The organism is Nocardioides sp. P5_E3 (genome assembly GCF_054049275.1).
This window is the reverse complement of record NZ_JBFUMR010000037.1, coordinates 15,741-37,759: the sequence shown is the minus strand read 5'-3', so window position 1 is coordinate 37,759 and position 22,019 is coordinate 15,741. Positions and strand designations below refer to the sequence as shown.

Sequence of the window (22,019 nt, the reverse complement as noted above, 5' to 3'; positions counted from 1 at the left end):
CTTGGGGTCCCCGCGAGAAAGTGGTCCGGGGGAGCGAAGCGGAGGAGGTCACTTGGTCGTGGGGTGAAGCGTTGCGGGGGAGGCGAAGAACAGCGTGGCGTGAGGTCATCAGGGCCTCCTCCAGGTGCGGCCGTCGCGCGCAAGCATCTTGTCGGCCGACTCAGGACCCCAGGTGCCGGAGTCGTACTGGTCCGGCTTGCCCTTGCGGGCCCAGAACTCGATCACGGGATCGAGGATCTTCCACGAGAGCTCGACCTCCTCGTGCCGCGGGAACAGCGGTGGGTCGCCGAGCAGGACGTCGAGGATGAGCCGTTCGTACGCCTCGGCGCTGGCCTCGGTGAAGGAGCCGCCGTAGGCGAAGTCCATGTTGACGTCGCGGATCTCCATCGCGGTGCCGGGCACCTTCGACCCGAAGCGCAGTGTCATGCCCTCGTCGGGCTGCACGCGGATGACCAGGGCGTTGTGCGTCAGGTCCTCGGTCGCGGTCTGCGCGAACGGCAGGTGTGGCGCGCGCTTGAAGACGATGGCGACCTCGGTGACGCGCCTCCCCAGCCGCTTGCCGGTCCGGAGGTAGAACGGCACCCCGGCCCAGCGGCGGGTCTCCACGTTGACGGTGATCGCGGCGAAGGTCTCGGTCGTGGAGGTCTTCCTGATGCCCTCCTCCTCCAGGAAGCCCTGGACCTTCTCGCCCCCGGCCCACCCGGCGGCGTACTGGCCCCGGGCGGTGGTGAGGTCGAGACGCGCCGGCAGCGTGGCCGACTTGAGCACCTTCTGCTTCTCGATGCGCAGGCTCCTGGCGTCGAACGCGATGGGCTCCTCCATCGCGACGAGCGCCATCAGCTGCAGCAGGTGGTTCTGGATGACGTCGCGCGCCGCCCCGATACCGTCGTAGTAGCCCGCGCGGCCGCCGATGCCGATGTCCTCGGCCATCGTGATCTGCACGTGGTCGACGTAGTTGGCGTTCCAGATCGGCTCGAACATGTTGTTGGCGAACCGCATCGCCAGGATGTTCTGGACCGTCTCCTTGCCGAGGTAGTGGTCGATCCGGAAGACCGACCCGGAGGGGAAGACGCCGTCGAGGGTGCGGTTGAGCTCGCGCGCCGACTCGAGGTCGTGGCCGAACGGCTTCTCCACGACCACGCGGCGCCACTGCTCGGGTCCGGGGTCGGCGAGGCCGTGCTCCTTGAGCTGGCCCACGACGGTGCCGAAGAAGGCGGGCGGGATCGCGAGGTAGAAGGCCATGTTGCCGCCGGTGCCGCGCAGCTGGTCGAGCTCCTCGACGGTACGGCGCAGGTGTTCGAAGGCAGCATCGTCGTCGAAGTCGCCCGAGACGAAGCGGAAGCCCTCGGACAGCTGCTTCCAGACCTCCTCGCGGAACGGCGTACGAGCGTGCTCCTTGACCGCGTCGTGCACGATCTGTGCGAAGTCCTGGTCGGCCCAGTCGCGCCGGGCGAAGCCGACGAGGCTGAAGCCCGGCGGCAGCAGGCCGCGGTTGGCGAGGTCGTAGATCGCGGGCATGACCTTCTTGCGCGACAGGTCACCCGTCACGCCGAAGAGGACCATGCCGCAGGGGCCGGCGATCCGCGGCAACCGGCGGTCCTGCGGGTCGCGCAGCGGGTTGGTGTGGGTCATGCGGGGTCCCCAAGTCGTTGTTCGGAGGAGCGGAGCGGGGGAGAGGAACGTCGTGGGGTGCTCATCGTCGTCGGTTCTCCTGGTAGTAGCGGATCAGCGACTGCGTGGAGGGGTCCTGCTCGGCGGCCACGGACGCGTCTCCCGAGATCGCCGGCCGCAGCTCCTGGGCGAGCTGCTTGCCGAGCTCGACGCCCCACTGGTCGAAGCTGTCGATGCCCCACACGGCGCCCTGGACGAAGGTGATGTGCTCGTAGAGGGCGATGAGCTGGCCGAGCACGGACGGCGTGAGCGCCGCCGCCATGATCGACGTCGTCGGGCGGTTGCCCGGGAAGGTGCGCGCCGACACCAGCTCCTCGGCGACACCCTCCGCGCGGACCTCGTCGGCGCTCTTGCCGGAGGCGAGCGCCTTGGTCTGCGCGAGGAAGTTGGCCAGCAGCAGCTCGTGGACGTCGGTCTCGCCGTCGTCGGTGCGGTCGACGAGCTCGTACGACGGTCGCGCGAAGGCGATGAAGTCGGCCGGCACGAGTCGGGTGCCCTGGTGGATGAGCTGGTAGAAGGCGTGCTGGCCGTTGGTGCCGGGCTCGCCCCAGAAGACCTCGCCCGTGTCGTAGTCGACGGCCGAGCCGTCCCACCGCACGCCCTTGCCGTTGGACTCCATCGTCAGCTGCTGGAGGTAGGCGGGGAAGCGGTGCAGCAGCTGTGCGTAGGGGAGCACGGCATGGGTGTGGGCACCGAGGAAGTTGGTGTACCAGACGTTGAGCAGTCCCATCCGGAGCGGCACGTTGGACTCCGGCGGCGCGGTGCGGAAGTGCTCGTCCATCGCGTGGAACCCGGCGAGCAGCTCGGCGAAGCGCTCCGGCCCGACGGCCACGACGAGCGACAGCCCGATCGCGGAGTCCATCGAGTAGCGCCCGCCGACCCAGTCCCAGAAGCCGAACGCGTTGTCGGGGTCGATCCCGAAGTCGGCCACCTTGTCGAGCGCCGTGGACACGGCGACGAAGTGCTGCGCGACCGCGGCCGCCTCGTCGGTGCCCGACGGCAGGTGCTGGAGGAGCCAGGCCCGGCACAGCCGGGCGTTGGTCAGCGTCTCGAGGGTGCCGAAGGTCTTGCTGGAGACGATGAACAGCGTCGTCTCCGGGTCGAGGTCGGACAGCGCCTGCCCGGCATCGGTGGGGTCGATGTTGCTGATGAAGCGGCACGACAGCCCGTCCTGGCGGTAGGGCTCGAGCGCCTCGTAGGCCATCACGGGCCCGAGGTCGGACCCGCCGATGCCGATGTTGACGACCGTCTCGATCCRCTTGCCGGTCACGCCGGTCCACTCACCCGACCGGACGCGCTCGGCGAAGGCGTACACCCGCTCGAGCACCTCGTGGACGTCGGCCACGACGTCCTGGCCGTCGACGCTCAGCGACGCGTCGGCCGGCAGCCGGAGCGCGGTGTGGAGCACTGCGCGGTCCTCGGTGACGTTGATGTGCTCGCCCGCCAGCATCGCGTCGCGACGCCCGGTCACGCCGACCTCGTCGGCGAGCGCGAGCAGCGCCGCCTCCACGCCACCGTCGAGGAGGTTCTTCGACAGGTCGACGTGGAGGTCGGCGGCGGGGAGGCTCTGGCGGTCGACCCACTCCGGCGTCAGCGTGGCGCGCAGGTCGGGCTGGTACGACGCCGCGAGCTCGGCGAGCCGTGCCCACGCCACCGTCGTGGTGGGGTCGACCGCGTCACTCATGCGCGAGCGGCCTCGAGGGACTTCGCGAGCGTCGTCTGCAGCTCGTCCCAGGCGACGACGAACTTGTCGACGCCCTCCTTGATGAGCACCTCGATCACGTCGTCGTAGTCGATGCCGGCATCCTCGAGCGCCTTCATGTGGGCGGCGGCGTCGTCGTAGAACGGACGGATGCGGTCGCCGCGGACCTCGCCGTGGTCGGCGACGGCCTCGAGGGTCTTCTCGGGCATCGTGTTGACGGTGTCCTCGACGACCAGGTCGACGACGTACATCGTGTCGTCGTAGTCGGGGTTCTTGACCCCGGTCGACGCCCACAGCGGGCGCTGCTTGCGAGCGCCCTTGGCCTCGAGCGCGGCCCAACGGTCGCCGCTGAAGAACTCCTCGAACATCTGGAAGGCCAGCCGGGCGTTGGCCACGCCGGCCTTGCCGCGCAGGGACGGGTCGGTGCCCGGTCCCTCCGTGGTCGCCTCGAGCCGCTTGTCGATCTCGGAGTCGACGCGTGAGACGAAGAAGGACGCCACCGAGTGGATGTCGGCGAGCTCGTGGCCGTTGTCGGCGGCCTGCTCGAGGCCCGAGACGTAGGCCTCCATGACGTTGCGGTACTGCTCGAGGCCGAAGATCAGCGTCACGTTGACCGAGATGCCGGCGGCGATGGTCTCCGTGATGGCCGGCCAGCCCTCCTTCGTGCCGGGGATCTTGATGAGGAGGTTGGGCTGGTCGACGATCCGCCAGAGCTCGGCGGCCTCCTTGACGGTCTCGCCGGTGTCGTGGGCGAAGCCGGGGGACACCTCGATGGAGACGCGGCCGTCGACACCGTCGGTGGCGTCGAAGACCGGGCGCATCACCTTGCAGGCGTCGCGCACGTCGTCGGTGGTGATGACCTGCGTGGCCTTGTCGACGTCGGCGCCCGCGGCGGCGAGCTCGCGCACCTGCGGGTCGTAGCGCTCACCGTCGGCCAGCGCGGCCTGGAAGATGGCCGGGTTGGACGTGACGCCCACGACGTGGCTGTTCTTCACCAGGTCGGCCAGGTTGCCGGTCTCCAGCCGCTCGCGGGAGAGGTCGTCGAGCCAGATGGACACCCCGGCGTCGGCCAGGGCCTTGAGACGGTCGTTCATGCGGTGCCTCCAGATGTTCGGTGGGGACTGGCGGGTGAGCCCAGTCGGTCAGGTCAGTCGGTCAGGGTGCGCAGGCTGTCGCGGGCGGCGTTGGCCACCGCCTCGCCGGTGATGTCGAACTCCTCGTAGATCCGCGCGAAGTCGGCCGAGGCGCCGTAGTGGTCGATGGACACGATGCGGCCGTGGTCGCCGACGTACTCGCGCCACCCCTGCTTGACGCCCGCCTCGACCGAGACGCGCGCCTTGACGGTGGGCGGCAGGACGGTCTCGCGGTAGGCCTCCTCCTGCTCCTCGAACCACTCGAGGCAGGGGAACGACACCACGCGGGCGCGGATGCCGTCGGCGGCGAGGAGCTCGCGGGCGGCGACCGCCACCTGCACCTCGGAGCCGGTGCCCATGAGGATCACGTCGGGCTCGCCGTCACGGTCCTCGATGGCCGGGGCGTCGATGAGGACGTAGCCGCCGCGGTGCACGTTGGACGTGTCGCTGTAGCCGTCCTCGCCGCGCGGGAAGACCGGGACGTTCTGGCGGGTCAGAGCGATGCCGGCGGGGTGGTCGGTGCGCGCGAGGACGGCGTGCCACGCGGCGGCCGTCTCGTTGGCGTCCGCCGGGCGTACGACGTCGAGGCCGGGGATGGCACGCAGGGCCGCGAGGTGCTCGATCGGCTGGTGCGTCGGGCCGTCCTCACCCAGGCCGATGGAGTCGTGGGTCCACACGTAGGTGACCGGCAGGCCCATCAGCGCCGCCAGCCGGACCGACCCGCGCATGTAGTCGCTGAAGGTGAGGAACGTGCCGCCGAAGACGCGCGTGCCGCCGTGGAGCGCGATGCCGTTGAGGATGCCGCCCATGCCGTGCTCGCGGATGCCGAAGTGCAGCACGCGGCCCGCGAGCGGGTCGCCGGTCCACTGGTCGGTCGAGCGGCTCTCCGGGATGAAGGACGAGGCGTCCTCGATGGTGGTGTTGTTGGACTCGGCGAGGTCGGCCGAGCCACCCCACAGCTCGGGCATCACGCCGGCGACGGCGTTGATCACCGCGCCGGACGCCTTGCGGGTCGCCACGCCCTTGGGGTCGGCGTCGAAGGTCGGGAGCGCGTCCGCGAGGCCGACGGGCAGCGCGCGGGTCTGCATGCGCTCGAAGGTCTCGACGACGTCCTTGGACGCTGAGCCCTTCCACGCGTCGAAGCGCTCCTGCCACGCGGCCTGCTGCTCCTTGCCGCGCGCGACGAGGGAGCGGGTGCGCTCGATCACGTCGGTCGGCACCTCGAAGTGCTGCTCGGGGTCGAAGCCGAGGATCTCCTTGGTGGCGGCCACCTCCTCCTCGCCGAGGGCGGAGCCGTGGGACTTGCCGGTGCCCTGCGCGTTGGGCGCGGGCCAGGCGATGACCGTGTGCAGGACGATGAGGCTGGGCAGGTCGGTGACCTCGTCGGCGGCGCGGACGGCGGCGTAGAGCTCGGGGACGTCCTCGACGTAGTCCGTGCCCTCGTTGGTCCAGTCGACGTGCTGGACGTGCCAGCCGTAGGCCTCGTAGCGGGCGCCGACGTCCTCGGTGAACGCGACGTTGGTGTCGCCCTCGATCGAGATCTGGTTGGCGTCGTAGATCAGGGTGAGGTTGCCGAGCTGCTGGGTGCCGGCGATGGAGGAGGCCTCGGAGCTGACGCCCTCCTGCAGGTCACCGTCGGAGCAGAGCGCGTAGACGTGGTGGGTGAACGGCGAGTCGCCCTCGGCCGTGCCGGGGTCGAGCAGACCCCGCTCGCGGCGGGCCGCCATGGCCATGCCGACGGCGTTGGCGACACCCTGGCCGAGCGGACCGGTGGTGGTCTCCACACCCGCCGTGTGCCCGTACTCGGGGTGACCCGGCGTCTTGCTGCCCCACGTGCGAAGGGACCGCAGGTCCTCGATCTCGAGGCCCCACCCGCCGAGGAAGAGCTGGGTGTAGAGGGTGATGGAGCTGTGGCCGCAGGACAGCACGAAGCGGTCGCGACCGGTCCAGTGCGGGTCGGCGGGGTTGTGCCGCATCACCTTCTGGAACAGCAGGTACGCCGCCGGCGCGAGGCTCATGGCCGTGCCGGGGTGGCCGTTGCCGACCTTCTGGACCGCGTCCATCGCCAGGACCCGGGAGGTGTCCACGGCCCGGCGGTCGATGTCGTCCCACTCGAGGGTGGCGGGCAGGGCGGACTTCTTGGTCAACGCAGTTCCTCTCGATGGAGTGCAACCGGGTGCAGTCAGGATCACAGCCCAGCAGGGGTGGCCTCGACTACGACCCTATCGTCGTGGCCGAGTAGACTCGACCGGGCCCGAGGGTCGTCCCGGACGCCGGAACAGCTGGCCGTTCATCCTTCGGTTCCCTTGCTGTCCGCGTCCCATCCGCCCCCGTCCTCCCGAGGTTCTCCACCGTGTCCCACGCCGGCCCGAACGCAGCCGCGTCCGCCCGGCCGTCGACCGGTGACCCGGGCGTCGATACCGACGCCCCGAAGTCCTGGCGCGACGTGGTCGCCGCCTACGTCGGGCTGACCAAGCCACGTGTGATCGAGCTGCTCCTCCTGACGACGGTGCCGGTGATGTTCTTCGCCGAGCGTGGCATCCCGCCGCTGGGGCTGGTCGCCGCGACCGTCGTCGGTGGCGCGCTGTCGGCGGGCTCCGCCTCGGCCTACAACTGCATCTACGACCGCGACATCGACGAGCAGATGCGGCGTACGCGACGCCGGGCGCTGCCCCGTCACATCGTCTCGCCGGTCTCTGCCCTCGTCTTCGCGACGGTGCTGGCCGTGCTGTCGACGGTGGTCCTGGCGCTGTGGGTCAACTGGCTCTCGGCCGCGCTGTCGGTGCTGGCCAACGCGTTCTACGTCCTCGTCTACACGATGCTGCTCAAGCGCCGGACCACACAGAACATCGTCTGGGGCGGTCTGGCCGGCTGCTTCCCCGCGCTCATCGGCTGGACCGCGGTGACCGGCGAGCTGGCTTGGACGCCCGTCGTGCTGTTCCTGGTGGTCTTCTTCTGGACCCCGCCGCACACCTGGGCGCTCGCGCTGCGCTACCGCGAGGACTACCGCAACGTCGACGTGCCGATGCTCCCCGTGGTCAAGCCCGCGCCCGAGGTCGGACGACAGATCGTCATCTACAGCTGGGTGATGGTCGCCACGTCGATGCTGCTGTGGCCGGTCGCCGGGACGAGCCTGGTCTACCCGGTCGCCGCAGCCGTCCTGGGCGCCGTGTTCCTGGTCGAGGCCCACCGGATGTGGAAGCGCGCGAAGGGCTCCGAGACGCTGACCGACATCAACCCGATGCGGCTCTTCCACGCGTCCAACCTCTACCTCTCCCTGCTCTTCGTCGCCGTAGCACTGGATCCCCTGCTCGGTCGGTAGCGCAACTCGAAGGTCTCGTCTGGTGAATGCGAGAAACTTTAAGATCTTCTTGAGACAACGTTCCGTGTCCAGAAGCCCCGCCGCCCGTTCAATGCTCTGTAGGGGGGAGGCAGTGGGCCACCCCCCGTGGGAGCAGGGGGTAGTTCTGCATGTCTTCATCACGTGAGCGACGGCACCGGACCGCTGGGGGAGCGGCCGGACAGGGGGTTCGTCGCCCTTCGATCCACCGCGGTGTCTCGAGGCTCGTCACCCTCGTCCTGGCCGTGGGCTTCGCCGTCGTCGGCGTCGCCGGTGCGGCCAGTGCGCACCACAACACGATCAACGGTTCCGTCGTCTGCAAGACGGGCGGCGGCTGGGCCGTCACCTGGACCGTCGAGAACAGCGAGACGCGCACCGAGTCGATCACCGCGTCCAACCGGCCGGGCGTCGTCCCCGTCGGCACGCAGCTGACCTCGCGTCAGACACGCACGTTCACCGAGACCGTCACCACCAAGCCGACCTCGCCGCTGACCCTGACGCTGGCCGCGAGGTGGTCCAACGGCACCACCAACACGAGCTCCGGGTACATCCCCGTCGCCACGTTCCTCGACGGCTGCAACGTCACCACCGTGCAGCCCCCGACGATCCCGGTCATCGACGACTGCGGCCCGGGCAACGCCCGCTACGGCCAGGTCCCGTCCGGGCCCTGGAGCTCGGTCACCAACCCCAACGGCAGCGTCACGGTGACCGCCAACCCGGGCAACCAGTTCCCCGGCGGCAAGAAGAGCATCACCTATCCGGTGCCGACCGACAGCAACGTGCCGTGCCCGGTGCCGGTGCAGTTCCAGGTCACCACCGTGCCGGTCATCGACGACTGCGGGCCCGGCAACGCCCACTACGGGCAGATCCCCACGGGACCATGGACAGCCACGGTCAACCCCGACCGAAGCCTCACGGTGACCGCCGCTCCGGGCCACCAGTTCCCCAACGGGCAGACCGTCCTGACCTTCCCCGCGCCGACCGACAGCAACGAGCCGTGCCCGACCCCGCCGGTCGTGACGCCGCCGGTGGAGCCGCCGGTCGTGACGCCTCCGGTGGTCACCCCGCCCGTCGTCACCCCGCCCGAGGTGCTGCCCGCCGAGGCACGCGTCGTGTCGGCCCGCGCGCGCAAGATCGACAAGTGCGGCACCCGCGGTGACGTCTACAAGGTCGTCAAGCGGTCGGGCGTCGTCTACACGTCGAAGGGCAAGGTCCTGCGCCAGGGCGTGTGGCTGAAGGCCGGCGCCAAGCGCGTCACCGTCCGCGCCCACGCTGCGGACGCGTCCTACCGGCTGCAGGGCAAGCAGGTGTGGAAGATGACCTTCCGCACCCGTTCGTGCGCCAACGCCCCGGAGGTCGCACCCAGCACCGGAGCGCGATGACCCGCTCCCGCGCTGCCGGGATCGTCGCCTCGATGGTCCTCTGCGTGACCGCGGTGGTCGGTCAGGGTGCGGCTCACGCCGCCCCTGACCGGCTCACCATCGGTCGCACCGGCACCGACGCGGCCATCATCAAGGTGGCCGCGCGCAACGACACCCTGGCCGTCGGCAACCAGCTCCGTGGCGCCGTCTACACGTGGTCGAAGGGCGACCCGCCCTGCGACCCGACGGGCAGCACCGTCTACGCCGGCCACGCCTGGCGCGCCGGCAACGGCGTCGCCGACCGGTGGGGCTCGCTGCGCCGCGGCGACGTCATCAAGGTGGCGGGCTGCCGGTTCGAGGTCACCCGTCGGGAGTACTGGCCGGCGTCGCGGCGGATGGGGTCGCTCTACTCCGTCGCCGGGCCGGCCCGGATCGTGCTCGTCGGCTGCAAGGCCGACGACTACTCCCGCCGCACGGTGGTCTTCGCACGCAAGATCGGGCGGTCCTGATCGGGCGGTCCTGACCGCCTGGCCTACGAAGGACCGATGTGGGTGGCGGCGTGCGTCTGGGGCACGCCGTCCGCCCGCGCCTCGTCGGCGCCACGGTGGGGCAGCACCGCCAGGGCGATGCGGGCCAGGCCGGCGGCGAGGAGGCCCGCGCCGAGCATGTGGAGGGCGACGAGGCCCACCGGCAGGTCCAGCCAGTACTGCACCCAGCCCAGGACGCCCTGGAGCACCTCGATGAGCAGCACCAGCCCGGTCACGCGTGCGAGCCACGGGTGCCCGCCGCGCAGCGCCGCGACCAGCAGCACGACGGTCAGGACGACGAGGACGTACACCGACGCCGCATGGACCTGCGACACCGTCGCCGGGTCGAGGCCGTTGCGGGGCGAGTCGGTGTCGCCGGCGTGCGGACCGGCCCCGGTCACGACCGTGCCGAGGTAGAGGACCACCCAGCCCGACGCGAACGTCGCCCACGCGAGGGCGCGCGGCAGCGGCGGTGCCATCCCGCGGGTGGGACTGCGCAGCTCGTCGATCAGGGCGACGCAGACCATGATCATCGCCATCGACAGCAGGAAGTGACCGGCGACGATCCAGGGGTTGAGGTCGGTCAGCACCGTGATGCCGCCCAGCACCGCCTGCAGCGGGATGCCGAGGCCGATGACGAGTGCCAGCCGCGTCGCGCGGCGGTGCCGCGCCCCGAGCGCGGCGAGGAAGCACAGGACGGCGACCGCGGCGAGGACGAAGGTCAGCAGCCGGTTGCCGAACTCGATGGCACCGTGCAACCCCAGCTCACCGTGGGCGACGTACGACGCGTCGGTGCAGCGCGGCCACGTCGGGCACCCGAGGCCGGAGCCCGTGAGCCGGACGGCCGCGCCGGTGACCACGATGCCGATGTTGGCGACGAGGTTGGCCAGGGCGAGCGGCCAGAGGTACCGCGCGAGGCGGTCGAGCAGGGTGCGTCCCATCATTCCCACCTGAAGGTCTTGGCCGTGAGCAGTGCGCCGAGCACCGCCCAGGCGGCGAGCACGAGCAGCGATCGGCCGTCGATGTCGGCGTGCACGAGCGTGGAGCGCATGGCCTCACCGAGGGCGCCGGACGGCAGCCACTGGATCAGCCCGCCGGCGGCGCCGTACGTGCTGGTCGGCAGCACGACGCCACCACCCGCCATGAGGAGCAGGTAGACGAGGTTGGCCAGCGCGAGGGTCGCCTCGGCACGCAGCGCGCCGGCGACGAGGAGCCCGAGGGACGCGAAAGCCGCGGTGCCCAGGCCGACCGTGAGCACCAGGCCGATCACGGTGGTCGGCGGGCTGGCCAGCGAGGGCTCCCAGCCCAGGGCCAGTGCGACGGCCACGAGCACCACCAGCTGCAGGGCGACGACGTTGAGCAGCGCCAGCACCTTGCCCAGGAGCAGGCCGTGGCGGGGGAGGGGCGAGGAGCCGAGCAGCTTGATCACGCCGTAGCGGCGCTCGAAGCCGGTGGCGATGGCCACCGACGTGAACGCGGTCGACATCACGGCGAGGGCCAGCACACCCGGGGTGAGGAGGTCGACCGGCGCGTGCCCCTCGAAGGTGCTGCCGAGGCGGCCGGCCGCGGCGACACCTCCTGCGAGCACGATCACCGGGATCACGATCGCGAGCAGCAGCTGCTCGCCGTTGCGCAGCATCAGCCGCGCCTCCATGCGGGCCTGCGCCAGCACCATCCGGCCGAGGCCGGCGCCTCCGGGGGCCGGGGTGAAGGTGCCGGTCGGGCGGGCGCCGGCGGGCGCGGTCCCGGCGGGAGGCGTGTTCATGAGGCCAGCTCCCGCCCGGTGAGCTCGAGGAAGACGTCCTCGAGGGTGCGCTGGCCGAGGGTGAGCGTCTGGGGGAGCACGGCGTGCTCCTCGCACCACCGTGAGACGCGGCCGAGGGTGCTGGCGTCGGCCGGACCGTGGATGAGCATGCTCACCTCGTCGAGCTGGCGCACCTCGGTGAGCGGTCCGAGCTCCCGGCGCAGCGACTCGGGAGCGCCGTCGGGGAACGGCCGGTTGACGACCAGCCGGATGGTCGCGGAGTGGCCGCCGCGGGTCAGCTCGGCCGGGGTCCCGGAGGCGATCAGCGTGCCGCGGTCGATGATGTGGATGCGATCGGCCAGGTGCTCGGCCTCGTCCATGTGGTGGGTCGTCAGCACGACCGTGACGCCGTCGGCCCGGACCTCCTCGAGCATCTCCCACGTCGTACGCCTTGCCTGGGGGTCCATGCCGGCGGTCGGCTCGTCGACGAACACCAGCTCCGGTCGCCCGACGAGCGCGATCGCCAGGCCCAGGCGCTGCTTCTGGCCGCCGGACAGCCGGCGGTAGGGGGTTCGTCCGCACTCGCCCAGGCCGAGCCGCTCGACGAGCATGGCCGTGTCGAGCGGGTGCGCGTGCAGCGAGGCCATGTGCTCCAGCATCTCCACGGCGCGTACGCCGCTCCAGGCGCCGCCGCTCTGCAGCATGACGCCGATCCGGGGGAGCAGGTCCGCTCGGTCGCGCTGCGGGTCGAGCCCGAGCACGCGGACCGTGCCGCGCTGGGCCACCCGGTAGCCCTCGCAGGTCTCGAGCGTCGTGGTCTTGCCCGCGCCGTTGGGCCCGAGCACGGCGGTGATCGATCCCCGCGCCACCTCGAGCGACAACCCGTCGACGGCCACCTTGTCGCCGTACGCCATCACCAGACCGTCGATCTGGACGGCGGGGGAGGCGGGTGGCACGCACTGATTCTAGGTGCGCCTTATCGGGGAGCGGCTGTCGGTCCCCGCGACTAGCGTGGTCGCCATGACGCGTTCCGCGATCGAGGCCGAGGGCCTCGTCAAGCACTTCGGTGACACCGTGGCCGTGGACGGGGTGTCCTTCTCCGTCCCCGAGGGCTCGGTGCTCGGCCTGCTCGGGCCCAACGGCGCCGGCAAGACCACCACCGTCCGGATGATGACCACCCTGACCCGCCCGACCGCGGGCACGGGGCGCGTCGCCGGTCACGACATCCTGACCGACCCCGCGGCCGTGCGCCGGAGCATGGGGCTGACCGGGCAGGCCGCGACCGTCGACGAGCTCCTGACGGGCCGGGAGAACCTGCGCCTGATCGGCAACCTCTACGGCCTCGACTCCTCCTACATCCGGCGCGCCAGCGACGAGCTGCTCGAGCGCTTCTCGCTCGCCGACGCCGGCGACCGGACGGCCAAGACCTACTCCGGCGGCATGCGGCGACGGCTCGACCTGGCGGTCAGCCTGATCGCGACACCGCCCGTGCTGTTCCTCGACGAGCCGACGACGGGTCTCGACCCGCGGTCGCGCGTGGAGCTGTGGGAGGTGCTGCGCGAGCTCGTCGCCGACGGGACCACCCTGCTGCTGACCACGCAATACCTCGAGGAGGCCGACCAGCTCTCCGACAACATCGTCGTGATCGATCGCGGAACGGTCATCGCCGAGGGCACCCCGCTGCAGCTGAAGGACCAGTCCGGTGCGGCCGCGCTCGTCGTGACGGTCTCCCACTCCGGGGACCTCCAGACCGCCGAGGCGCTGCTGCGCCCGCATGCCCGCGAGGTGCACGTCGACGTGGGGGCGCGCCAGCTCACGGCGCCCTCGGAGGGACTGGGCCACATGACGCGCGTGGCCGGGATCTTCGACGAGAGCGACATCGTGCTCGACGACATCGGGCTCAAGCGCCCGAGCCTCGATGACGTCTTCCTCCACCTCACCGGGCACCGTGCCGAGCAGGAGACCGACGACTCAGCCGAGGGCGACCCCGCAGGCCAGGTCGACCAGACCGCAGGAGGAATGGCCCGATGACCACGCTCGAGCGACCGGAGATCCGCACCACCGGGCTGCCGGCCCAGTCGTGGGCCATCGCCCGCCGCAACTTCCTCCACATCAGGCGCATGCCCGAGATGCTGATGGACGTCACCATCCAGCCGGTGATGTTCGTGCTGCTGTTCGCCTTCGTGTTCGGCTCGTCGATCGACGTGGCGACGCCCGCCGGCTACCGCGCGTTCCTGCTCCCGGGGATCATGGCGCAGACCGTCGCCTTCGCCTCGTTCATCGTCGCCGTCGGCCTCACCGCCGACCTCGACAAGGGCATCGTCGACCGGATGCGGTCGCTGCCGATCAACCCGGCGGCCGTGCTGGTCGGGCGCAGCATCTCGAGCCTGGTCCACGCCTCGATCGGCCTCGTCGTCATGTCGCTGACCGGCCTGCTCATCGGCTGGCGCATCCACACCGACGTGTTCCAGGCGGCCTTCGGCTACGTCCTGCTCCTCGGCTGGGGGTTCGCGATGATCTGGGTCGGCATCTGGGTCGGTTCCGCGATGCGCTCGGTCGAGGCGGTCAACGGCGTCATGTTCGCGACGATGTTCCCGCTCACCTTCCTGGCCAACACGTTCGCGCCCACCGACCAGATGCCGACCGTCCTGCGGTGGATCGCCGAGTGGAACCCGATCTCCTCGCTGACCCAGGCGGTCCGCGTGCTCTGGGGCAACGACCAGCCGCTCGCCGAGGGCGCGGCGTTCCCGATGCACCACCCGATCCCGTTCACGATCGGCTGGATCATCCTGATCACCGCCGTCGTGGCGCCGCTGGCCATCCGCACCTTCCGCGCCCGCACCGCTGACTGAGCGGCCGGCCGGCGCCCGCGGTCCACAGTGGGCCGGGTCACTTAGGCGACCCTTGCTTGAATGACCGGAAGCATTAACGACACACTGGTGTTGTGGAATTCGTGAGGACGTCGACGGCACAGCGTGAGGGCGATGCGCCCACACGCGACCGTGTGGCGCGCACGATCCTCGAGAACGGTCCCTCGACCGCCGCCGACCTGGCCCTCCGGCTCGACCTGACGCCCGCCGCCGTACGCCGTCACCTCGACCACCTCGCCGACGAGGGGGTCGTCGAGTCACGCGACCAGAAGGTCTACGGCACCCGGGGACGCGGCCGGCCCGCCAAGGTCTTCGCGCTCACCGAGACCGGGCGTGACAGCTTCGACCAGCAGTACGACGACCTCGCCGTGCAGGCCATGCGGTTCCTGGCCGAGACGCAGGGCGAGGAGGCCGTGGTCGAGTTCGCGCGGCGCCGGGTGGCCTTCGTCGGGCGCGACTACGTCGATGTCATGGCGTCCGACCCCGACCTGACGCCCGCCGAGGCGCTCGCGCGGGTGTTCACCCAGAACGGCTACGCCGCATCGGTGCGCGAGCTCCCGGTCGTGGGGGAGCAGCTGTGCCAGCAGCACTGCCCGGTCTCCCACGTCGCCCACGAGTTCCCGCAGCTCTGCGAGGCCGAGACCGAGGCGATCGCCTCCGTGCTCGGCACCCACGTCCAGCGGTTGGCGACCATCGCCCACGGCGACGGCGTGTGCACCACGTGCATCCCCCAGACCCTCAAGACGGACCCGAAGACGGTCCCGACAAAGGAGCAGGCATGACCTCCATCGAAGAACTCAACCCGGAGCTCAAGGGCATCGGCAAGTACGAGTTCGGCTGGTCCGACTCCGACACCGCCGGCGCCACAGCGAAGCGTGGTCTGAACGAGGACGTCGTGCGCGACATCTCCGGCAAGAAGTCCGAGCCGCAGTGGATGCTCGACCTGCGCCTCAAGGGCCTCAAGCTCTTCCACCGCAAGCCCATGCCCACCTGGGGCTCGGACCTGTCGACGATCGACTTCGACAACATCAAGTACTTCGTCCGCTCCAGCGAGAAGCAGGCGACGTCGTGGGAGGACCTCCCCGAGGACATCAAGAACACCTACGACAAGCTCGGCATCCCGGAGGCGGAGAAGCAGCGTCTCGTCGCCGGTGTCGCCGCGCAGTACGAGTCGGAGGTCGTCTACCACTCGATCCGCGAGGACCTCGAGGAGAAGGGCGTCATCTTCGTCGACACCGACACCGCGCTGAAGGAGCACGAGGAGCTCTTCAAGGAGTACTTCGGCACCGTCATCCCGGTCGGTGACAACAAGTTCTCCGCGCTCAACACCTCGGTGTGGTCGGGTGGCTCGTTCATCTACGTCCCCAAGGGCGTCCACGTCGACATCCCGCTGCAGGCCTACTTCCGGATCAACACCGAGAACATGGGCCAGTTCGAGCGGACGCTGATCATCGCGGACGAGGACTCCTACGTGCACTACGTGGAGGGCTGCACCGCCCCGATCTACTCATCCGACTCGCTGCACTCCGCGGTCGTGGAGATCATCGTGAAGAAGGGCGCCCGCGTCCGCTACACGACCATCCAGAACTGGTCCAACAACGTCTACAACCTCGTCACCAAGCGGGCGACCTGCGAGGCCGGCGCCACGATGGAGTGGGTCGACGGCAACATCGGCTCCAAGGTGACGATGAAGTACCCCGCGATCTACCTCATGGGCGAGCACGCCAAGGGCGAGACGCTGTCGATCGCGTTCGCCGGCGAGGGCCAGCACCAGGACGCCGGCGCCAAGATGGTGCACGCGGCGCCGCACACCTCGTCGTCCATCCTGAGCAAGTCGGTGGCGCGTGGCGGCGGTCGTACGTCGTACCGCGGGCTGATCCAGGTCAACGAGGGCGCGCACGGCTCGAAGTCCAACGTGCTGTGCGACGCGCTGCTGGTCGACCAGATCAGCCGCAGCGACACCTACCCCTACGTGGACATCCGCGAGGACGACGTGTCGATGGGCCACGAGGCCAGCGTCTCCAAGGTCTCCGACGACCAGCTGTTCTACCTCATGTCGCGCGGCATGGAGCAGGACGAGGCGATGGCGATGATCGTGCGCGGCTTCGTCGAGCCGATCGCCAAGGAGCTGCCGATGGAGTACGCCCTCGAGCTCAACCGCCTGATCGAGCTGCAGATGGAAGGCGCGGTCGGCTGACCTGCCGCCCCGCCGCCTGACCGTGGGTCGTGACGCCTCGCCCCGGCGACCGTCACGAGACCGAAACGAGAAAGTAGAGCTTTGACCGTCACCACTGATTCCGTCCGCTCCGCGCTGGAGCAGGGCCCCGAGCACGGCAAGGTGGAGAGCCACCTCCACCCGGCCGGGTCGTTCGACGTCGCCGACCACGTGGTCCCGACCGGCCGCGAGGAGATCTGGCGCTTCACGCCGCTCAAGCGGCTCAAGGGCCTGCACGCCGACGCCGAGTTCATGCGGTCCGCGACCTCGTGCACGTGGAACACCCCCGAGGGTGTCCGCATCGAGGGCGTGTCCGGCGACGAGGCCCGCGACCTGCGAGGCCTCTCCGGCCTCGTGCCCAACACCCGCTGGGCCGCGCGCGTCCTGGCCGAGGTGCCCTCGACCCTGCTGATCGACGTGCCCGCCGACACCGAGGTGTCCGAGCCGATCGTCGTCGACCTCGACGGCAAGGACGTCGCCGTGACCGAGGCCGGGCACGTCGCGATGCGGTTCGGTGCGCACAGCAAGGCGATCGTGGTGCTCAACCACACCGGCTCCTCCACCATCGCCGCGGTCGTCGAGATCGCGGTCGGTGACGGCGCCGACGTCACGGTCGTCTCGCTCCAGGACTGGGCCGACGACGCCGTCCACCTGTCGCACCACCAGGCCCGCGTCGGTCGCGACGCGACCTACAAGCACGCCGCGATCTCCTTCGGCGGCGACCTGGTGCGGATGGACGCCAACGTGACCTACGACGGTCCCGGCGGCTCGGCCGAGCTGCTCGGCCTCTACTTCGCCGACGCCGGCCAGCACATCGAGCACCGGATCTTCGCCGACCACACGGCTCCGCGCACGAAGTCCCACGCGGTCTACAAGGGCGCGCTGCAGGGCGAGAAGGCGCACACCGTCTGGGTCGGCAACGTGCTGATCCGCAAGGTCGCCGAGGGCATCGAGACCTACGAGGAGAACCGCAACCTCGTCCTCACCGACGGCTGCCGGGCCGACTCGATCCCCAACCTGGAGATCGAGACGGGGGAGATCGAGGGTGCCGGGCACGCCTCCGCCACCGCGCGCTTCGACGACGAGCAGCTGTTCTACCTCCAGTCGCGCGGCGTGTCCGAGCAGGAGGCGCAGCGGCTGGTGGTGCACGGCTTCTTCAACGACCTCATCCGCCAGGTCGGCGTCCCCTCCATCGAGGACCGCCTCCTCACCACGGTCGAGGCCGAGCTCGCCAAGAACGTCCTCAAGGACCTCGGCTCGCTCGCCGCCTTCGGGTCGGACGACTGATGGCGTTCGAGCGCGCCTGCGCACTCGACGAGGTCAGGACCGACCAGGGCCTCGCCGTGACCCTCGGCCGCTACGAGATCGTCGTCGCCCGCAACGGCGACGAGGTCTTCGCGCTGGAGAACGAGTGCAGCCACGCCGCCGTCGCCCTCAGCGAGGGCGAGGTCGGCGACTGCCAGATCGAGTGCTGGCTGCACGGGTCGATGTTCGACCTCCGCACCGGCAAGCCCACCAACCTCCCCGCGACCGAGCCGGTCGCCACCTTCCCCATCGAGGTACGCGGCACGGACGTGTACGTCGACACCGAGACCACCCTGAACGGAGTCACCCCCTCATGAGCAAGCTCGTCATCACCGACCTCCACGTCACCGTCGACACCGAGGACGGACCCAAGGAGATCCTCAAGGGCGTCACCCTCACCATCAAGGAGGGCGAGACCCACGCGATCATGGGGCCCAACGGCTCGGGCAAGTCCACGCTCGCCTACTCGATCGCCGGGCACCCGAAGTACACGATCACCAGCGGCTCGGTGACCCTCGACGGCCAGGACGTGCTGTCCCTCTCCGTCGACGAGCGTGCCCGCGCGGGCCTGTTCCTCGCGATGCAGTACCCGGTCGAGGTCCCGGGCGTCTCGGTGTCGAACTTCCTCCGCACCGCCAAGACCGCGATCGACGGCGAGGCCCCCAAGCTGCGCACGTGGGTCAAGGACGTCAACGGCGCACTCGAGCGGCTCAACCTCGACCCGTCCTTCGGCACGCGGAGCGTCAACGAGGGCTTCTCGGGCGGCGAGAAGAAGCGCCACGAGATCGCCCAGCTCGAGCTGCTCGACCCCAAGGTCGCGGTGCTCGACGAGACCGACTCCGGCCTCGACATCGACGCGCTGAAGATCGTCTCCGAGGGCGTCAACCGCTTCCGCGAGCGCGAGGGCAAGGGTGTCCTGCTCATCACCCACTACACCCGCATCCTGCGCTACATCGAGCCCGACTACGTCCACGTGTTCGTCGACGGCAAGGTCGCCGAGTCCGGCGGCAAGGAGCTCGCCGACCAGCTTGAGGCCGAGGGCTACGACAAGTACCTCAAGGCGAACGCCTGAGCCACCCGCCCGCACCGCCCACTTCGAAGGAGACCACGATGGAAGGGCTGCTTCCGGATCTCGACGTGATCCGCAAGGACTTCCCGATCCTCGAGCGCACGCTCGCGGGCGGAGTGCCGCTGGTCTACCTCGACAGCGCCAACACCTCGCAGAAGCCGCAGGTCGTCATCGACACGATGGTCGACCACCTCGAGCGGCACAACGCCAACGTCGCCCGCGCCATGCACCAGCTCGGCGCGGAGTCGACGGAGGCCTACGAGGCGGCGCGCGACCAGGTCACGAGCTTCCTCAACGCACCGTCGCGCAACGAGGTGATCTTCACCAAGAACGCCACCGAGGCGCTCAACCTGCTGGCTCGCACGATCGATCTCGGTCCCGGCGACAACGTCGTGATCACCGAGATGGAGCACCACTCCAACATCGTGTCGTGGCAGCTGGCCTGCGAGCGCTCGGGCGCCGAGCTGCGCTGGTTCGGGCTCACCGACGACGGCCACCTCGACCTGTCGAACGCCGACCAGCTGCTCGACGAGCACACCAAGGTCGTCGCGTTCACGTGGGTGTCCAACATGCTCGGCACGATCAACCCGGTCACCGACCTCGTCGCCCGCGCGAAGTCCGTCGGCGCCCTGTCGGTCATCGACGCCTCGCAGGCCGCGCCGCAGCTGCCGGTCGACGTCCAGGCGACCGGGTGCGACTTCCTGGTCTTCACCGGCCACAAGGTGACCGGCCCGACGGGGATCGGCGTCTTGTGGGGGCGTGAGGAGCTCCTCAACGAGCTGCCTCCCTTCCACGGCGGCGGCGAGATGATCGAGACCGTGACCATGGCGCGGTCGACGTACGCCAAGGTGCCGCACCGCTTCGAGGCCGGCACCCCGCCGATCGTCGAGGCCGTCGGCCTGGGCGCAGCGGTCGACTACCTCCGCCACATCGGTCTCGACGCGATCCACCGCCACGAGCAGGCGATCACGGCGTACGCCCTCGAGGGCCTGCAGTCCGTGCCGGGCCTCACGGTCCTCGGCCCGCTCGACGCCGCGCAGCGCGGCGGGGCGATCAGCTTCGAGCTCGCAGGTGTCCACCCGCACGACATCGCGCAGGTCCTCGACTCGCGCGGCATCGCGATCCGGGCCGGCCACCACTGCGCCAAGCCGGCGCACGCGCGCTTCGGCGTGCAGAGCTCGAGCCGGATGTCGTCCTACCTCTACACGACGCCGGCTGAGATCGACGCGCTGGTCGAGGGCCTCCACCACACCCGCAGCTACTTCAAGGTGGACGGATGAGCACCGACCTCGACGCGCTCTACCAGGAGATCATCCTGGACCACTACAAGAACCCGCACCACAAGGGCCTGCGCGACCCGTTCGAGTCCGAGGTGCACCACGTCAACCCGACCTGCGGCGACGAGGTGACGCTGCGCGTCCACCTGTCCGACGGCGTGGTCGAGGACGTGTCCTACGACTCCGTGGGCTGCTCCATCTCGCAGGCGTCGGCGTCCGTGCTGACCGACCTCGTGATCGGCAAGCCCGTCGACGAGGCGATGCAGATCCACCAGACGTTCCTCGAGCTCATGCAGGGCAAGGGACAGGTGGAGCCCGACGAGGACGTCCTCGAGGACGGCATCGCGTTCGCCGGTGTCGCCAAGTTCCCCGCGCGCGTGAAGTGCGCGCTGCTCTCCTGGATGGCGTGGAAGGACGCGACCGCCCAGGCCCAATCAGAAGGAGCCCCCTCATGACCAACCCCCAGGGCATCGACCACGGCGACCTCCCCGACGTGCCCGAGGCCGGGCAGGGCGGTGGCACGGCGACGGTGACCGTCGACGACGTGACCGAGGCGATGAAGGACGTCGTCGACCCCGAGCTCGGGATCAACGTCGTCGACCTCGGCCTCGTCTACGGCGTGCACCTCGACGAGCACAGCAACGCCGTCCTCGACATGACCCTCACCTCGGCGGCCTGCCCGCTGACCGACGTGATCACCGACCAGACCGAGTCGGCCCTCGAGGGCCTCGTCGGCGACGTCGCGATCAACTGGGTCTGGATGCCCCCGTGGGGCCCGGACAAGATCACCGACGACGGTCGCGAGCAGCTCCGGGCGCTCGGCTTCAACGTCTGAGCGGTGCGCCAGCCACATTCCGCTCGCGCGGAATGTGGCTCAGCCGCCGCCCTCCGGCGCGGCGACGTACGACACGCGTGCGAGCGGTGCCGGAGCGACCTTCTCGCCGCAGCGAATGTGGCTGACGCACCGCCCGATATTGCATGGCGGAGCAGCGGCGTCGAGGCGCACACTCCATCCGTGCTCAACCCCCACCCCACGCGCTACGCCGAGCTCAACGGCGTGCTGCACGACCTCGTGACGGGCGCCCAGGAGGCGCTCGGCGAGTCGTTCGTCGGCGCCTACCTGCAGGGGTCGTTCGCGCTCGGGGCGGGTGACCTGCACAGCGACTGCGACTTCATCGTCGTGGTGGGGGAGCGGCCCGACGCGGGGCAGGAGGCCGCGCTGCGGCGGCTCCACGCCGACCTGCCGCACCGCGACGGCTTCTGGCACGGCCACCTCGAGGGCTCGTACGCCGTCGCCGGCGACCTCGCCACCGTGGCCGGGCTGGGCCGGGAGTGGCTCTACGTCGACCACGGCTCGGACGTCATGGCGTGGTCGGAGCACTGCAACCAGCCGTGGACCCGCTGGATCCTGCGCGAGCACGGCATCACGCTCGTCGGCCCGTGCCCGGTGCAGCTGATGGAACCCGTCCCCGACGACGTGCTCCGCGAGAGCGCACGGGCGGGGCTCGCAACGCTCACCGACGACGTCCTGGGCTGGTGCCCGCCGAGCATCGCGTGGTGCCAGCGCTACCTCGTCGTCCAGGCCAGTCGCAGCCTCTTCACGATCCGCACGGGTGAGGTGGCCAGCAAGCGCGACGCGTTGCGGTGGGTGATGGTGCACGGCGATCCCGGCTGGCGACCGCTGCTGCAGCAGGTGCTCGCCGACCGCGACCTCGGTCTCGACCCGGAGGCGCCACCGCGCCCGGGTTCGATGGAGGCCGCGCGGGACTACGCGGCGTACGTCGCCGCCGTGGCCTGACTGGCTA

At 70.3% G+C, this 22,019-nt stretch carries 21 protein-coding genes; 14 read left to right on the top strand and 7 right to left on the bottom strand.

The features are described 5' to 3' along the window. Nucleotides 1-108: 108 nt before the first annotated feature. From zwf to tkt, 4 genes are all read right to left on the bottom strand, one after another. Nucleotides 109-1,632, bottom strand: a complete 1,524-nt coding sequence (gene zwf / locus ACXJKB_RS19790) for a glucose-6-phosphate dehydrogenase (protein WP_457191424.1) — start codon at nt 1,630-1,632, stop codon at nt 109-111. 61 nt (nt 1,633-1,693) lie between these two features. After that, nucleotides 1,694-3,355, bottom strand: a complete 1,662-nt coding sequence (gene pgi, locus ACXJKB_RS19785; RefSeq protein WP_457191423.1) for a glucose-6-phosphate isomerase — start codon at nt 3,353-3,355, stop codon at nt 1,694-1,696. Further along, nucleotides 3,352-4,467 (bottom strand): transaldolase, encoded by a 1,116-nt coding sequence (gene tal, locus ACXJKB_RS19780; protein WP_457191421.1) that lies wholly within the window; start codon nt 4,465-4,467, stop codon nt 3,352-3,354. Before tal ends, pgi begins: the two co-directional genes overlap by 4 nt. Before the next feature lie 53 nt (nt 4,468-4,520). After that, complete coding sequence (gene tkt, locus ACXJKB_RS19775; RefSeq protein ID WP_457191445.1) at nt 4,521-6,635, bottom strand: transketolase; 2,115 nt, start codon at nt 6,633-6,635, stop codon at nt 4,521-4,523. 224 nt (nt 6,636-6,859) lie between these two features. On the opposite strand from tkt, the gene ACXJKB_RS19770 reads away from it, so the two are divergent. From ACXJKB_RS19770 to ACXJKB_RS19760, 3 genes are all read left to right on the top strand, one after another. Next, the gene (locus ACXJKB_RS19770) at nt 6,860-7,828 is read left to right on the top strand and encodes a heme o synthase (RefSeq protein WP_457191419.1); all 969 of its coding nucleotides are present in this window, start codon (nt 6,860-6,862) and stop codon (nt 7,826-7,828) included. A gap of 263 nt (nt 7,829-8,091) precedes the next feature. After that, entirely contained in the window at nt 8,092-9,228 is a 1,137-nt protein-coding gene (locus ACXJKB_RS19765; RefSeq protein WP_457191417.1) for a hypothetical protein, read from the top strand. Then, nucleotides 9,225-9,716: a class F sortase gene (locus ACXJKB_RS19760; RefSeq protein WP_457191415.1), complete on the top strand. Its 492-nt coding sequence runs from the start codon at nt 9,225-9,227 to the stop codon at nt 9,714-9,716. Before ACXJKB_RS19765 ends, ACXJKB_RS19760 begins: the two co-directional genes overlap by 4 nt. Nucleotides 9,717-9,739: 23 nt before the next feature. Here the strand turns inward: ACXJKB_RS19760 and ACXJKB_RS19755 are convergent, their stop codons facing one another. Genes ACXJKB_RS19755 through ACXJKB_RS19745 form a run of 3 tightly spaced genes read right to left on the bottom strand, consistent with a single transcriptional unit; the run spans nt 9,740 to nt 12,434 of the window. Further along, complete coding sequence (locus ACXJKB_RS19755) at nt 9,740-10,675, bottom strand: COX15/CtaA family protein (RefSeq protein WP_457191413.1); 936 nt, start codon at nt 10,673-10,675, stop codon at nt 9,740-9,742. Further along, nucleotides 10,675-11,499 (bottom strand): ABC transporter permease, encoded by an 825-nt coding sequence (locus ACXJKB_RS19750; RefSeq protein WP_457191411.1) that lies wholly within the window; start codon nt 11,497-11,499, stop codon nt 10,675-10,677. Before ACXJKB_RS19750 ends, ACXJKB_RS19755 begins: the two co-directional genes overlap by 1 nt. After that, the gene (locus ACXJKB_RS19745; protein ID WP_457191409.1) at nt 11,496-12,434 is read right to left on the bottom strand and encodes an ABC transporter ATP-binding protein; all 939 of its coding nucleotides are present in this window, start codon (nt 12,432-12,434) and stop codon (nt 11,496-11,498) included. Before ACXJKB_RS19745 ends, ACXJKB_RS19750 begins: the two co-directional genes overlap by 4 nt. A 64-nt stretch (nt 12,435-12,498) precedes the next feature. Between ACXJKB_RS19745 and ACXJKB_RS19740 the strand changes: the two genes are divergently transcribed. From ACXJKB_RS19740 to ACXJKB_RS19690, 11 genes are all read left to right on the top strand, one after another. After that, complete coding sequence (locus tag ACXJKB_RS19740; protein ID WP_457191407.1) at nt 12,499-13,509, top strand: ATP-binding cassette domain-containing protein; 1,011 nt, start codon at nt 12,499-12,501, stop codon at nt 13,507-13,509. After that, on the top strand, nt 13,506-14,330 hold the full coding sequence (locus ACXJKB_RS19735) for an ABC transporter permease (RefSeq protein ID WP_457191405.1): 825 nt from the start codon (nt 13,506-13,508) through the stop codon (nt 14,328-14,330). Before ACXJKB_RS19740 ends, ACXJKB_RS19735 begins: the two co-directional genes overlap by 4 nt. 92 nt (nt 14,331-14,422) lie before the next feature. Further along, a complete protein-coding gene (locus tag ACXJKB_RS19730) occupies nt 14,423-15,130 on the top strand; it encodes a helix-turn-helix transcriptional regulator (protein WP_457191403.1) in 708 nt (235 codons plus the stop codon). Continuing rightward, nucleotides 15,127-16,545: a Fe-S cluster assembly protein SufB gene (gene sufB / locus ACXJKB_RS19725; RefSeq protein ID WP_457191401.1), complete on the top strand. Its 1,419-nt coding sequence runs from the start codon at nt 15,127-15,129 to the stop codon at nt 16,543-16,545. The genes ACXJKB_RS19730 and sufB overlap by 4 nt, the downstream gene beginning before the upstream one ends. Nucleotides 16,546-16,626: 81 nt before the next feature. Then, the gene (sufD, locus tag ACXJKB_RS19720) at nt 16,627-17,850 is read left to right on the top strand and encodes a Fe-S cluster assembly protein SufD (protein ID WP_457191399.1); all 1,224 of its coding nucleotides are present in this window, start codon (nt 16,627-16,629) and stop codon (nt 17,848-17,850) included. Beyond that, the gene (locus ACXJKB_RS19715) at nt 17,850-18,185 is read left to right on the top strand and encodes a non-heme iron oxygenase ferredoxin subunit (protein WP_457191397.1); all 336 of its coding nucleotides are present in this window, start codon (nt 17,850-17,852) and stop codon (nt 18,183-18,185) included. The genes sufD and ACXJKB_RS19715 overlap by 1 nt, the downstream gene beginning before the upstream one ends. Next, nucleotides 18,182-18,940 carry a Fe-S cluster assembly ATPase SufC gene (gene sufC, locus ACXJKB_RS19710; protein ID WP_457191395.1) on the top strand — a complete coding sequence of 253 codons (759 nt, stop codon included), beginning with the start codon at nt 18,182-18,184 and terminating at the stop codon, nt 18,938-18,940. The genes ACXJKB_RS19715 and sufC overlap by 4 nt, the downstream gene beginning before the upstream one ends. Nucleotides 18,941-18,978: 38 nt before the next feature. Beyond that, nucleotides 18,979-20,217: a cysteine desulfurase gene (locus ACXJKB_RS19705; protein WP_457191393.1), complete on the top strand. Its 1,239-nt coding sequence runs from the start codon at nt 18,979-18,981 to the stop codon at nt 20,215-20,217. Next, nucleotides 20,214-20,669: a Fe-S cluster assembly sulfur transfer protein SufU gene (gene sufU, locus ACXJKB_RS19700; RefSeq protein WP_300044750.1), complete on the top strand. Its 456-nt coding sequence runs from the start codon at nt 20,214-20,216 to the stop codon at nt 20,667-20,669. Before ACXJKB_RS19705 ends, sufU begins: the two co-directional genes overlap by 4 nt. Continuing rightward, on the top strand, nt 20,666-21,049 hold the full coding sequence (locus ACXJKB_RS19695) for a metal-sulfur cluster assembly factor (protein WP_457191391.1): 384 nt from the start codon (nt 20,666-20,668) through the stop codon (nt 21,047-21,049). Before sufU ends, ACXJKB_RS19695 begins: the two co-directional genes overlap by 4 nt. 180 nt (nt 21,050-21,229) lie before the next feature. Continuing rightward, the gene (locus tag ACXJKB_RS19690; RefSeq protein ID WP_457191389.1) at nt 21,230-22,012 is read left to right on the top strand and encodes an aminoglycoside adenylyltransferase domain-containing protein; all 783 of its coding nucleotides are present in this window, start codon (nt 21,230-21,232) and stop codon (nt 22,010-22,012) included. Nucleotides 22,013-22,019: the final 7 nt, after the last annotated feature.

Coding starts and splice junctions, on each gene's coding strand:
- zwf (WP_457191424.1), bottom strand. CDS start 1,632: ATGACCCACACCAACCCGCTGCGCGACCCGCAGGACCGCCGGTTGCCG.
- tal (WP_457191421.1), bottom strand. CDS start 4,467: ATGAACGACCGTCTCAAGGCCCTGGCCGACGCCGGGGTGTCCATCTGG.
- sufU (WP_300044750.1), top strand. CDS start 20,214: ATGAGCACCGACCTCGACGCGCTCTACCAGGAGATCATCCTGGACCAC.
- ACXJKB_RS19740 (WP_457191407.1), top strand. CDS start 12,499: ATGACGCGTTCCGCGATCGAGGCCGAGGGCCTCGTCAAGCACTTCGGT.
- ACXJKB_RS19705 (WP_457191393.1), top strand. CDS start 18,979: ATGGAAGGGCTGCTTCCGGATCTCGACGTGATCCGCAAGGACTTCCCG.
- ACXJKB_RS19735 (WP_457191405.1), top strand. CDS start 13,506: ATGACCACGCTCGAGCGACCGGAGATCCGCACCACCGGGCTGCCGGCC.
- sufB (WP_457191401.1), top strand. CDS start 15,127: ATGACCTCCATCGAAGAACTCAACCCGGAGCTCAAGGGCATCGGCAAG.
- sufC (WP_457191395.1), top strand. CDS start 18,182: ATGAGCAAGCTCGTCATCACCGACCTCCACGTCACCGTCGACACCGAG.
- ACXJKB_RS19695 (WP_457191391.1), top strand. CDS start 20,666: ATGACCAACCCCCAGGGCATCGACCACGGCGACCTCCCCGACGTGCCC.
- ACXJKB_RS19750 (WP_457191411.1), bottom strand. CDS start 11,499: ATGAACACGCCTCCCGCCGGGACCGCGCCCGCCGGCGCCCGCCCGACC.
- ACXJKB_RS19760 (WP_457191415.1), top strand. CDS start 9,225: ATGACCCGCTCCCGCGCTGCCGGGATCGTCGCCTCGATGGTCCTCTGC.
- ACXJKB_RS19755 (WP_457191413.1), bottom strand. CDS start 10,675: ATGGGACGCACCCTGCTCGACCGCCTCGCGCGGTACCTCTGGCCGCTC.
- ACXJKB_RS19715 (WP_457191397.1), top strand. CDS start 17,850: ATGGCGTTCGAGCGCGCCTGCGCACTCGACGAGGTCAGGACCGACCAG.